Below are 12652 nucleotides of genomic sequence, written 5' to 3'. Positions count from 1 at the left end.
ATGAACAGAAAAACGATATTGGTAGTAGATGATGATGAGATGACCCGGTTATTAATTTGCCAAGTGCTATCATCTGAGATGTTCGATATCATCGAGGCGAAAGATGGCGCACAAGGATTTGCTTTGTTTAATGAGCAGTTGCCTGATTTAGTCTTATTAGATGTTGAATTACCGAAATTAAACGGCTTTGAAGTCTGTAAGCTGATACGTGAATCTGGGCCGGGGAATAATGTTCCGGTAGTCATGATCACTGGTATGGATGATACTTTATCAATTGATAAGGCTTATCGTCTTGGGGCAACTGATTTTATAGCAAAACCGATTAACTGGTCTTTGATAGTGCATCACTTACGCTATGTCTTACGCAGTAGCAGTTATCTTGAATCCTTAAAAAAAAGTGAATCTCGGCTGGAGCATGCTCAGCAGATCGCTAAATTAGGGCACTGGGAGTTAGATGGTGCCGAAGGGCGTTTGTTGCTGTCTCGACAGTTATCAAAAATGCTCTATTTATCTGCAATACAATTTGAGCATGGTCTTGAGCATTTGCTGGCACTTGTTCATCCCGCGGAACGCTCATATGTAAAGTATGTAATGCTACAGGCATTTATCAACAAAGAAGCATTTAGCCTTGATGTAAGTATCCGATTAGCTAATAAAACTATGTTATATGTGCATCTGCAAGGAAAGTTATTGGAGGGGGGCATACTGTCAGGCATCATGCAGGATATCTCTGAGCTTAAAAAATCACAGAAACAACTTGTTCATATTGCTCATCATGATGCACTTACCAATCTACCCAATCGCACCTTATTCCAGCAACAACTAGAGCGTGCAATACAGCGAGCTGATCGTCGTGGACTTAAGGTGGGGCTGTTGTTTATTGATCTGGATCGCTTTAAGAATATTAATGATTCATTAGGACATGATGTTGGGGATGTTTTGTTGTGTGAAGTGGCCGATCGCTTCAGTACGGAGGTTCGTAATTATGATCTGGTGGCGAGATTTGGCGGTGATGAATTTGCTATTATTATTGACTCTGTTGAACATGTGAAACAGGTGCTTTCTTTTATTCGTCGATTGCAGATGCTTTTTGAAAAGCCATTTTATTTAGCCAATAAAATGATTTATATAGAGGCCAGTATTGGCATTAGTATTTATCCTGATAATGGCAAAAATACGGAAGAGCTATTACGCAATGCAGATACCGCAATGTATCAGGCAAAGCGTTCTGACCAAGATCAGTTTGCTTTTTACTGCAAAGAGTTAACAGAAAGTAGTATCAGGCGTTGGTCGTTGGAAAACGAGTTGCATGATGCGCTGGAAAATAACAACTTTACCCTTGTATATCAGCCTAAGGTGCGCGCTAATAGTGAACAGGTCTCTGGAGTTGAGGCTTTAATCCGCTGGAATAGGGGCAATAAGCCGTCTGTATCTCCAAGCGAGTTTATTCCCGTGGCGGAAGAAACGGGATTGATTATTCCATTAGGTCGATGGGTGATTTACGAAGCGGTCCGTCAGTTACGCAAATGGCAAAATACAGCTTGTGAAGATTTGACTATTGCCGTTAATGTATCGGGAAAACAGCTCTACAGTGAAGATTTTACGGATTACGTTGAAACTGTATTAGCGCAAGAAGGTGTTAGCGCGACTCTATTTGAAATTGAGATCACTGAAGATCATTTAGTGCCAAGTTATCAGGACGGAAACGCTCAAGAAACATTGAGAAGATTGAGTGAGCTGGGTATCAAAATGTCCATTGATGATTTTGGTACGGGCTATTCTTCTTTTTCACAACTCAGAAACCTGCCGCTCTCTACGTTAAAAATTGACAAATCATTTATCGAACATATTCCTGAAAACAAACCAGATGTTGCCATTATTAAATCTATTATCTGCCTAGCTAAAAATCTTGGATTAGAAGTTGTGGCCGAAGGCGTTGAAACGTTTGAACAGCTTGCCTGTATCCGTAGTTATGGTTGTGATTTGATACAAGGGTATTACTATTCTGAACCTGTTTCAGCAGAAAAAATTGAATCTATGATCGAAGGTAATCAACTTATATTTAAATCAGATGTCGACGATTGTAAAATTATTTACTTAGATTAAGAGCTGTTTATCTTTGCTATTTTTTCCTGCTGGAGACTATTTTGTTGATTGTCATTGCGGTAGTTGGCCTACTTTATAATTAATTATAAAGATTTCCCAATAGTCTCTGATAACCCACCAATACGGGAACTGTGCTCTGATGAATTAAAGGGATTATAAATGACTAATTCAGTTGTTACTGATATCTCTTCTTTGTTTGCGTCGCGAATATCAGTCGATCCGGTATTAACGATGCCGATTTACCTTTTAAAATGATTAAAATATTCAAGTTACACATTCTACAGCAGGTCAGCATGACTGTGATGACGCAGGCCAATGCGTCAACATCGTCGGTATTAACTCAGCGATTTAAACGCTTTTTTAGCGATCAGTAACGCCCGTTTTGGGGCGGGATGGCCCTCTACTGTTTTTGTCGGATCATTGGGATCTAAATAATCTTCTAATGATTCATTGGTCATCCAGGCGGTACTGCGCTGCTCGCCGGTTAAGGTATCGTTGATATCTGCAATACGGACATCGATAAAGCCACACTTTTCCAGCCAAAGTTTCAATGCGCTAGCACTGGGTAGAAACCAGATATTGCGCATTTTTGCATATCTGTCCTGCGGCACTAATACGGCGTTTTCATCCCCTGCAATCACTAAGGTTTCCAGCACCAGTTCGCCGCCTTCGACTAATTGGTCCTGCAGCTGGGTGATATGATCCATAGGGGATTTCCGGTGGTATAAAACGCCCATTGAAAATACCGTGTCAAAGGCTTCAAGTTTGGGTAATTCCTGAATGCCTAAAGGTAACAGATTGACGCTCTGATCGTTATTAGCAAAGTGGCGCACCGCTTCAAACTGGCATAAAAAAAGATCACTGGGATCGATACCGACGACAAACTGCGCGCCTTCACCGCGCATACGCCACATATGATAACCACTGCCGCAGCCCACATCTAAGACATAGCGGTATTTAAGCGGACTGATATGCGGCAATACTCGATCCCATTTCCAATCACTGCGCCATTCGGTATCAATATGGATACCATGAATATCAAACGGGCCTTTGCGCCAGGGATGAAATTTTTGCAGCAGGCTCTCAAGTTTTTTTGTTTCCCCCACAGAAAGCTCATTGCCGCTGCCGATGGCAACGCGCTCTTTGAGTTCTATATGGTCTGTTTTGATCGCTGGAAATTTATTTAATATTTTAATCCAGTTGCTCAGTTGGCCGTGTACATGGCTATTTTCCCACTCATAAAGCTGTGTCGGTAACACCCGTAACCAGTGGCTTAAACGGTTTTTAGCTATGCTGCTGTAGAAATTGGTAAAGTCAATCATGGTGAACCTTGTGAACGATTATTTGATACTGATTACTTGATGCTAATAATTGAGCCGAAATTAAAGCACTGGTACCAGAGATTGTTGTGCATAAAGCCGGCTTGTTGCAAACGCTGGTAGTGTTGCTCAACGGTATCGGCAATTAATACATTGTCCAGTGAAGAACGTTTTTGGCTGATCTCAAGTTCGCTATAGCCTTGACTGCGCTTAAAGTCTAAATGCAGATCGATTAAAAGCTGGTGGCTGACCGGATCGTCAAAGACAAACTTTTCAGAGAGCACTAATACACCGCCCGGCAACAAACCGTTATAAATATCAGTTAACAGTTTTAACCGTTTTTCAGGGGTTAAAAACTGCAGGGTGAAATTCAGTACAACCACAGAAGCATTTTCAATTTTTATATTGCAAATATCAGCACAGATCACAGAAACGGGCTGCTTTGATTTATAAGCGTGGATATATTGCTGACAGCGTTCGACCATCGCCTCTGAATTATCCACGGCAATAATTTGGCAGCCGTTTTTATTGTTAAGGCCGCGGCGCATCGACAATGTTGCCGCCCCAAGCGAACAGCCTAGATCGTAGAGGTTGCTGTTTTGTACTGCGCAGCGCTCAGTGATCATCTCTATCGTCTGAATGATTTGTTCATAACCGGGTACCGAACGTTTGATCATGTCCGGAAACACCTGCACAACCTGCTCATCGAAGGTAAATCCTCCGACCTGTTCAAGCGGTTGGTTATAGATATTGTCTGTTTTACTCATGTGAATTGCCTGCTGATTTCTGTCTTCGCATTTTTGAGTGCGTATTTTACGCAAATTAGTCGAGATGATCAGTATTTTATTTAACAGTAATCGTCACTTTAAAATTAGGCGCTCGGTGAAGCGTAAATAAGCCCTATTTTAAGCGCCTTGAGATGCGCCGAACTCGCATTTTTAGGTTGCTTAGGGTTATAATGCGCGCAATTATTTTATCTCATATTTAAAACAGGAATCGATAATGCGCACTATGTATTGTGGTGAAGTGACCGAAGCTGTCATTGGTCAGGAAGTTGAGTTAGTAGGTTGGGTGAACAAACAGCGTGATTTGGGCGGTGTTATCTTCTTGGATATGCGTGATCGTGCGGGCATAGTACAAGTGTTTTTTGACTCGGATACAGCTGAAACTACTGCGCTTGCGACAACTATCCGTAATGAATTCTGTATTAAAATTAAAGGCTTAGTTCGCGCGCGCCCGGAAGGTCAAGTGAACAAAGAGATGACCACGGGTGGGATAGAGATACTGGGTCTGGAGCTGGAAATTTTAAACCGCAGCGAGCCTCTGCCGCTGGATAGTAATCAGAAGAATTCTGAAGAGCAGCGTTTACGCTATCGTTATTTGGATCTGCGTCGCCCTGAAATGGCACAACGTATGCAGTTCCGCGCTAAAGTTAGCAGTTTTGTGCGTCGTTTCCTCGATGACCATGGTTTCTTAGATGTGGAAACGCCGATTTTAACTAAAGCGACACCGGAAGGCGCTCGTGATTATTTAGTGCCAAGCCGCACGCATAAAGGTCAGTTCTTTGCGCTGCCGCAATCTCCGCAACTGTTCAAGCAGTTATTGATGATGTCGGGTATGGACAGGTATTACCAAATCGTTAAATGTTTCCGAGATGAAGACTTACGTGCTGATCGTCAGCCTGAGTTTACCCAAATCGATATTGAAACCTCATTTATGTCAGCCGATCAAGTGATGGAAATCACGGAAGAGATGATCGTTAATCTTTTCAAAGAGATGCTTGATGTTGATTTAGGCTGCTTCCCGAAAATGACTTACGCTGATGCAATGACCCGTTTTGGTAGTGATAAACCGGATCTGCGTATCGATTTTGAACTGCTTGATGTTGCTGATTTAATGAAAGAGGTTGAATTTAAAGTTTTCTCCGGGCCAGCTAATGATGCAGACAGCCGTGTTGCCGTTATCTGTGTGCCGGGCGGAGCTAAGCTTTCCCGTAAAAATATTGATGAGTACGGTAAATATGTCACTATCTACGGTGCTAAAGGACTGGCATGGATGAAAGTCAATGAGGCTGCTAAAGGGCTTGAAGGTGTGCAATCACCGATAGCTAAATTCTTAAGTGCAGAGATTGTTACTGAGATCCTAACGCGTACCGGCGCACAAGATGGCGATATTCTCCTGTTTGGTGCTGATAAAGCCAATATCGTTAGCGAGGCGATCGGTGCCTTACGTCTGAAAGTGGCAGAAGATCTTGGCCTAATTAAGGATCAGTGGAAACCGCTTTGGGTGATCGACTTCCCAATGTTTGAACCTTTAGAAGACGGTGCATTAACACCGCTGCACCATCCCTTTACCGCACCTATCGGTTTGACCGTTGCAGAGCTTGAAGCCAATCCTGTTGGCGCCATCTCCAACGCATATGATATGGTCTTAAACGGCTGTGAGCTGGGCGGCGGCAGTGTGCGTATTCACAAACAGGATATGCAGGCGGCTATTTTCCGTATTTTAAATATCAGCGATGAAGAAGCACAAGATAAATTCGGCTTCCTGCTCGAAGCGCTAAAATATGGTACGCCTCCGCATGCAGGGTTAGCGTTTGGTTTAGACCGTTTAATTATGTTAATGACGGGCACCAGTTCAATTCGTGAAGTGATTGCGTTCCCGAAAACAGCATCAGCGGCTTGTCCGTTAACGAATGCCCCCGGCTTTGCCAATCCTGCCGCATTGGCAGAGCTTAATATTGCGGTTGTGAAAGAAGAAAAAAAACAACAAGCATAAAACAGTTATTTGCTTGTAAATAGCAATAAATGTATCAAAAAGGACGCTGGCATTCGCCGGCGTCTTTTTTTTATAAAACCCGTTTTTAATAGTCGCATTGAAACCGCCTGCCTCTGCATCTATCCCTTTAGATTAAAAAAATTCTAAGAGTATGAGTCGATAGAGCGAATATTCAGAGAAAGCGTTTAATTTTGTATAAGTTTGTGAGCGACATGGCGATTTTTATTATCAATGCCAATGGGTTTTACCTTATCTAATGTTATAAATTATCAATTAGGGTTAATATCCTGATGGCATCATTTTGAAAACTGTAAACACACATTAAGTTTTTAAAGGGTCACGATTTAAATAAAAAATCATACGCGCATAAAAAGTCACGCTAGTTTTATTATCTGCCAGACTAGTGTTGATAGAGTGTATAAGTGGAGTTTCAATAGATGATAGTGGAAAAAAATCTCTCAGAGGTTTGTATTGGTATGTACCTGTTGGAGATCACCCTGCCAAAGGGTAAGTTTCAACTTACTGAAGCGGGCATCATCAAAAACAGCACTATTATTGAGGGCTTTAAAGCAAAAGGCATTGAGCGCGTATTGATAGATTTAAGTAAAAGTGTAAAACAGCCTCAAGAAAAACCGCGCATAAAAACAAAAGGCACGTTTTTTCAGCAGGAAGTTATTAAAGCTCGGCGCGTTTTTGATCAGTCAAAAAACATTCAGAAAAAATTATTTCACGCTGCTGAAAATAATAGCCCGTTGGACTTAGAGTCGGTCAGCAATATCACAGATCAGTCTATCGAACTTGTCTTTAATAACCCTGACGCTCTCTCCTGCGTGCTCAATATTCGTAATAAAGATGAGTATCTGCTCGAGCATTCAGTCGCGGTTTCGGTATTAATCAGTATGTTTGCTTCCCATCTTAAAATTGATAGAGAAATAGTGAGAGAATTAGCGGTTGGCGCTTTTCTGCATGATGTTGGTAAAATTAAGGTTCCGGATCAGATTCTCAATAAGCCTGGAAAACTGACCGATTCTGAATTTGAAATTATGAAGTCACATGCCTCTCATTCCATTGAGATTATTAAAAAAACACCGAAAATAAGCCCGTTAAGTTTAGAAGTCGCCGCTCTGCATCATGAAAAACTGAGCGGGGAAGGTTACCCTAATGGCGTTAAGGCGGAGAAGATATCGCGCTACGGCAGAATGATTGCGATTTGTGATATTTTCGATGCGCTCACCTCCAGTCGTTGTTATAAAGAGGGCTATGCCCAAGTTAAAGCGTTCAGTATTTTACGCAGCTTAGCCGACTGCAACCATCTCGATAAACAGTTAGTTGCGCAGTTTATCCAGTGCATGGGGGTGTATCCGGTTGGCGCCATAGTGCAGCTTGATTCCAATAAGCTTGCTATTGTTGAAGGTCAAAATCGTCTAGATCCAATCAGGCCTAAAGTGAGACCTTTTTACAGTCTCGGGCCGAACCAGTTTGCAGTGGAAGACAATCTTGATTTATCCGCTATTACGCAGGCACAGATTGTAAAATGTGTACGCGCTGATGATTTTGATTTGAATATGGAGCAGATTATTGCGTTCCTCGCCGATCAAGGTTAAGCATATACCCAAACTATTTTAAGATGCAGGAATCAGCAAGACGATAAATGATGGAATTCTAGGCAGAAGGCTGATGATCTAGTTATTCTAAATCAAAGCCTTCTAACAACGAAGATCATCGTTTATCGTCTTGCCCTTCGGGAGTTTCGTCCGAAAGCTAGTGCTGCGTTGCAACACTTGAAAAGGGAATAACCATTCAAGATGTTAAATGCTTGCATTTAACATCTACCGATAGAGGATTAACGCAGTTAATCGCTCGAAAGGTCATCATGTTGCGCCTTACTCTAGCATCCGGGCGAAGCTCTGAATCTGCATATTGAGGTAGCTTGGGTATAGAGTCACTCTTTTAAGAATAAGATGACTGTCTGTTTTAACGTATCTGCTTTAACTTATTTTTTGAAATTCACCGCTGCCTTGCTGCATCGCGAACAGCTCCGCACTATTTAAGTCGTAGCACCAACCGTGCAGTTTGAGAGTGCCTGCTGCGACCCGTTTTTGTATACAGGGAAAGGTCATTAAGTTAGCCAGAGACTGTACTATCCCTTTTTGCTCACAGAGATGGTAATGCTGCTCTTTCGTTGTGCAATTTTCATTCTCTAATATCTCCTTGCGGACATTTTCCAGCTGCTTCATCCATTTTGAAATAAATGTTTGCGGCAGCGCCGTCGGATCGGTATCCATCAAGGCTTTAATGCCGCCGCAATGCGTATGCCCGAGTATAATAATACTTTCTACCTGCAACTCATTAACTGCAAACTCCAGCGCGGCACTGGTGCCGTGAAAACTATCGCAGCTTTCGAGCGGGGGAACTAAGTTGGCGACATTCCGGATAACAAACAGATCGCCCGGTGCGCAGTCTAAAATAATTGTCGGATCAACCCGCGAGTCGGAACAGCTTACAATCGCTATCTTAGGGAATTGTCCCTGCTCGGCCAGTGTCTGTAATTGGGCTTTGTGCTGCTCATAATAACCCTCTCTAAAACGTTGGTATCCCGCAATTAACTTGTCTGTTGCTGCCATGATTCTTTCCTTTTTGAATCGACATAGATGCTGATCTTTATTAATCAATACTGCCGATAAACTTAATCTATAATAGTAGAATAATTGTATTAATAAAAATTAATATATATTATCTGAACCATAATTTTTATTTATGGTCATTGGTTATGCGTGCAACATTACACCAGTTAAAGGTTTTTCGACAAGTGGCTTTGACAATGAATTACACCAAAGCAGGCCTGCAGTTAGGCCTGACTCAACCTGCCGTTAGTATTCAACTTAAACAGCTTGAGGGTAATATTGACTTACCCCTATTTGAAAAAATAGGCAAAAAACTTTTTTTGACGCCCGCCGGAGAAGCATTAAATCACTTTTGTGATGAGCTGTTTGCCCGATTCGACAGTATGGATATGACATTAAGCGCATTGAAAGGGAGTCTAGAAGGCGATTTCCACCTTGCAGCAGTAAGCAGTGCCAAATACTTTACCCCGCATCTTTTGGGGGCTTTCCATAAACGTTACCCGAAAGTTAATCTTGATTTGGATATAGTGAACCGCGAGCAGATGATTCAGCGTTTGCAGGAAAATAAAGATGAGCTGGTTATTATGGGGTTAGTACCTAATTCTATGTCGCTCATCGCCCATCCGTTTGTGGATAATCCGATTGTGATTGTTGCCAGTCCCAACCATCCGTTAGCAGGTAAAAAAAATATTAAGTTAGGGGAGCTTTCGCAGCATCCCTTTATTTTCAGGGAAAAGGGCTCGGGTACGCGCAAGGCGTTAGAAGATTTTCTGCAACTGCATCGGTTAACGCTGCAACCCAATATGGTCTTAGGCAGCAGTGAAACGATCAAGCAGGCGGTGATGGCGGATTTAGGGATCTCCGCGCTTTCTCGCCATAGTGTAACCTTAGAGCTTGCAACAAACTGTCTGGTAGAGTTGGATATTGAGGCGTTCCCTTTACTGAAAAGCTGGTATCTAGTACATCATGAGGGCAAGCATTTATCGCCTATCGCTCAAGCATTTATCAGTTTTGCCTTATCACCCGAAGAAAATGTCGCGGGATTATGTAATCGTTTCTTAGAAAGACATTTTGTAGAGAAAGATCATCATAATTAAAGATAAAAAGTGCTATATATTATCTGCGTTATCACAGCAAAGATGTCAGTTAAAGAAGAGAAGGGACTGTGCGCAGCTGTTTTTTGCCAAGTGGGGTTTTGATTTATGATTGTGGAACTGAGTATAGTAGATCTCCGTGTTGGTATGTATCTCTTGGAGATTAGCGCGCCCAAAGGCAAGTTTCATATTATTAAGCCTGGCTGGGTAGAAACTGAAAAAATCATTGAGGGGTTTATAAACAAAGGCATTGAACGCATGCTGATTGATACCAGCAAGCAAAGAATTTCACTTGATACAGTGTCGTGGCGAACAGATCCGGATCGGAAATTTTTCCAGGAAGAGATTATTAGAGCAAAAAGTGTTTTTGATGAGTCGAAGAACATTCAAAAAAAAGTGTTTCATGATGCCCAAAACGGCGCGCCTCTCGATTTGCAACCAGTCAGAAAGATAACCGATGAAGCGATTGATCTTATCTTTAATAATCCCGATGCCCTTGCCTGTGTGATCAATATTCGTCGAAAAGATGAGTATTTATTAGAGCATTCTGTCGCTGTATCTGTACTGATCACTATTTTTGCTTTTTACATGCAGATAGAAAAAGAGACAGTAAGAGAATTAGCCATTGGCGCATTTCTGCATGATGTTGGTAAGATCAAAACGCCCGATCAAATACTCAATAAACCGGGTAAATTAACGGATGATGAATTTGAAATAATGAAGGAGCATGCATCCCATTCTATCAATATAGTTAAAATGAGCCCGGGGATCAGTGCATTGAGCTTAGAGGTGGTGAGGCTACACCATGAGAAACTTAATGGGGAAGGTTATCCTTCTGGCGTTAAAGCAGAAAAAATATCAAGATATGGACGAATGATCTCTATCTGCGACATATTTGATGCACTCACATCAAACCGTTGCTATAAACAGGGCTATTCTCACGTTAAAGCATTCACTATTTTGCGCGCCCTCGCAGAGAATAAGCACTTAGATGCCCTGTTAGTCGATACATTTATCAAGTGCATGGGGGTTTACCCTGTTGGGGCACTGGTACAGCTTGATTCAAATAGATTGGCTATTGTTGAAAGTCAGAATCGCCAAGATCCGATCCGGCCGAAAGTAAAACCCTTTTACTGTTTACAGCCGAAATATTTTACAGCCGCAAAAGATATTGATTTATCGATAAGCAAAGATGAGCAGATTGTAAAATGTGTACGCGCGGATGATTTTGATTTGGATATGGAGTTGATTATTGAATTTTTAGCCCATGAAGGTTAACTGGGACTAATTTATTACAGCGGTCCGTGTGCCTAATAACGGTTCATCCCTTGTTAATGAGCGGCTAATCGGCGGTCTTCTATTTACTGGGCAGACAGTCACTCTCCTTTATTGCCCCGATAAAAAACCTTGTTAAATCTTACTCTTATTAGCTGTAAAATTACTTGATCAGATGTTTGCCCAATTGCAAAGCCGCTCTATACTTATACCCAAACTACCTGAATATGCTCGCCCGAATATCAGAATAAAGCGAACTATAAAATAGATATTTTCAAGTGGATTGGCTATCGGCTATAAAACTTATGGGGATTTTTATGGTTAAAGCAGATACAACTTTACCGTTGCTTGTGGATCAATGTTTTACTACCTTTCGTAGCAGTGGCGCTTTTTTTTATCGCAGAGGCGATGGATTTGAACCACTCTCGTCAGAGCTGTTTTTAGAGACTATTCGCCGTTTGGCCTTAGGGTTGCGCGCGCTCGGTTTAAAACGCGGTGATGTGGTGGCGATTATTGCGCCTTCGAGTCCTTGGTGGTTGATGGTTGATCTGGCGATTATGCTGGCGGGAGGGCGCAGTAGTGCTGTCTTTCCAAAAATTAGTAAAAAAAACTTAGTCTACCAGCTCAAAGATTCCGCTAGCCGTTTTGTTTACATTGATACGCAAGAGTTATGGACCTTTGCCAAAACGGCCTGTTCTAATATAAAGGTTATCCTGCGGGATGTTGAGCATAGCCAAAAAAAGGGCATACTTACTTTTAACGAGCTGCTTAAAAAAGGTGACCAATTGTCGCTTGATCAGCCGTTATTATACCGTCACCTTTGTGAGTCCCTGCAAGCCGATGATATCGCGACACTTATCTATACGTCGGGGAGCACCGGCTTCCCGAAAGGCGTTATGCTTAGCCACCGCAATCTGTGCAGTCAAATCGCTGCTGCGATACAACGTTATCCACTGGATCATGGAGAGGATCGCGCCCTAAGTGCGCTGCCGCTTGCACATTGCTTTGAACGAACTGTGGTCTACACCTATTTTTGCCAGGGGATCCCTGTCTATTTTGCAGATGATATACAAAAGTTAAGAGAGTACCTTCCCGAAGTTCAGCCCACTGTGATGAGTATGGTTCCGCGTGTTTTGGAGAAGATCTTTGCCAAATTGCAGGAGAAGATTGCGCACGCGACAACCCCTATCAAAATACTCGGCGAGTGGGGCTGTCGGGTCGGCCTTGAGAGTAATCCCCCTCGCCTGAGCCGGGCAATCGCAGACTCGCTGCTTTTTAAAAAGATCCGTTCAGGTATGGGAGGAAAATTAAAGACCGTGATAGTCGGAGGAGCCGCACTTGATCCGGCTCTTTGTCGTTTTTTTATCAATGCCGGAGTGGATGTCTATCAGGGCTATGGACTGACTGAAACATCGCCCGTGTTAACCGCTAACTATCCGGGTCACAATACCCCCGG

Annotated in this window: 10 protein-coding genes; 7 read left to right on the top strand and 3 right to left on the bottom strand. The window is 42.4% G+C overall.

The features are described from left to right. Nucleotides 1-2106 (top strand): EAL domain-containing protein, encoded by a 2106-nt coding sequence (locus ACJAT7_RS00700; RefSeq protein WP_415224875.1) that lies wholly within the window; start codon nucleotides 1-3, stop codon nucleotides 2104-2106. Between the two features lie 209 nt (nucleotides 2107-2315). Beyond that, nucleotides 2316-2480: a flagellin gene (locus ACJAT7_RS00695; RefSeq protein ID WP_415224948.1), complete on the top strand. Its 165-nt coding sequence runs from the start codon at nucleotides 2316-2318 to the stop codon at nucleotides 2478-2480. Here the strand turns inward: ACJAT7_RS00695 and cmoB are convergent. Further along, on the bottom strand, nucleotides 2442-3428 hold the full coding sequence (gene cmoB, locus ACJAT7_RS00690; RefSeq protein ID WP_415224874.1) for a tRNA 5-methoxyuridine(34)/uridine 5-oxyacetic acid(34) synthase CmoB: 987 nt from the start codon (nucleotides 3426-3428) through the stop codon (nucleotides 2442-2444). The two genes, ACJAT7_RS00695 and cmoB, sit on opposite strands and share 39 nt — an antisense overlap. A gap of 32 nt (nucleotides 3429-3460) precedes the next feature. Beyond that, nucleotides 3461-4192: a carboxy-S-adenosyl-L-methionine synthase CmoA gene (gene cmoA, locus ACJAT7_RS00685; RefSeq protein ID WP_415224873.1), complete on the bottom strand. Its 732-nt coding sequence runs from the start codon at nucleotides 4190-4192 to the stop codon at nucleotides 3461-3463. A gap of 235 nt (nucleotides 4193-4427) precedes the next feature. Between cmoA and aspS the strand changes: the two genes are divergently transcribed. Both aspS and ACJAT7_RS00675 read left to right on the top strand, forming a co-directional pair. Next, the gene (gene aspS, locus ACJAT7_RS00680) at nucleotides 4428-6203 is read left to right on the top strand and encodes an aspartate--tRNA ligase (RefSeq protein WP_415224872.1); all 1776 of its coding nucleotides are present in this window, start codon (nucleotides 4428-4430) and stop codon (nucleotides 6201-6203) included. 437 nt (nucleotides 6204-6640) lie between these two features. Then, nucleotides 6641-7807 (top strand): HD-GYP domain-containing protein, encoded by a 1167-nt coding sequence (locus ACJAT7_RS00675; RefSeq protein WP_415224871.1) that lies wholly within the window; start codon nucleotides 6641-6643, stop codon nucleotides 7805-7807. Nucleotides 7808-8191: 384 nt separating this feature from the next. On the opposite strand, the gene ACJAT7_RS00670 is transcribed toward ACJAT7_RS00675, so the two are convergent. Then, nucleotides 8192-8827, bottom strand: coding sequence for a carbonic anhydrase (locus tag ACJAT7_RS00670; RefSeq protein WP_415224870.1), 636 nt, complete (start codon nucleotides 8825-8827; stop codon nucleotides 8192-8194). Nucleotides 8828-8973: 146 nt separating this feature from the next. Between ACJAT7_RS00670 and ACJAT7_RS00665 the strand changes: the two genes are divergently transcribed. The 3 genes from ACJAT7_RS00665 to ACJAT7_RS00655 form a co-directional block, all read left to right on the top strand. After that, a complete protein-coding gene (locus ACJAT7_RS00665; RefSeq protein ID WP_415224869.1) occupies nucleotides 8974-9924 on the top strand; it encodes a LysR family transcriptional regulator in 951 nt (316 codons plus the stop codon). Between the two features lie 105 nt (nucleotides 9925-10029). Continuing rightward, complete coding sequence (locus tag ACJAT7_RS00660) at nucleotides 10030-11199, top strand: HD-GYP domain-containing protein (RefSeq protein WP_415224868.1); 1170 nt, start codon at nucleotides 10030-10032, stop codon at nucleotides 11197-11199. Between the two features lie 314 nt (nucleotides 11200-11513). Continuing rightward, the coding region (locus tag ACJAT7_RS00655) for an AMP-binding protein (protein WP_415224867.1) at nucleotides 11514-12652 on the top strand (1139 nt) is incomplete at its 3' end.

The organism is Psychromonas sp. (genome assembly GCF_047632995.1).
GTDB lineage: Bacteria > Pseudomonadota > Gammaproteobacteria > Enterobacterales > Psychromonadaceae > Psychromonas.
The sequence above is the reverse complement of the archived record's forward strand: the minus strand, read 5'-3'. Positions and strand labels throughout refer to the sequence as shown.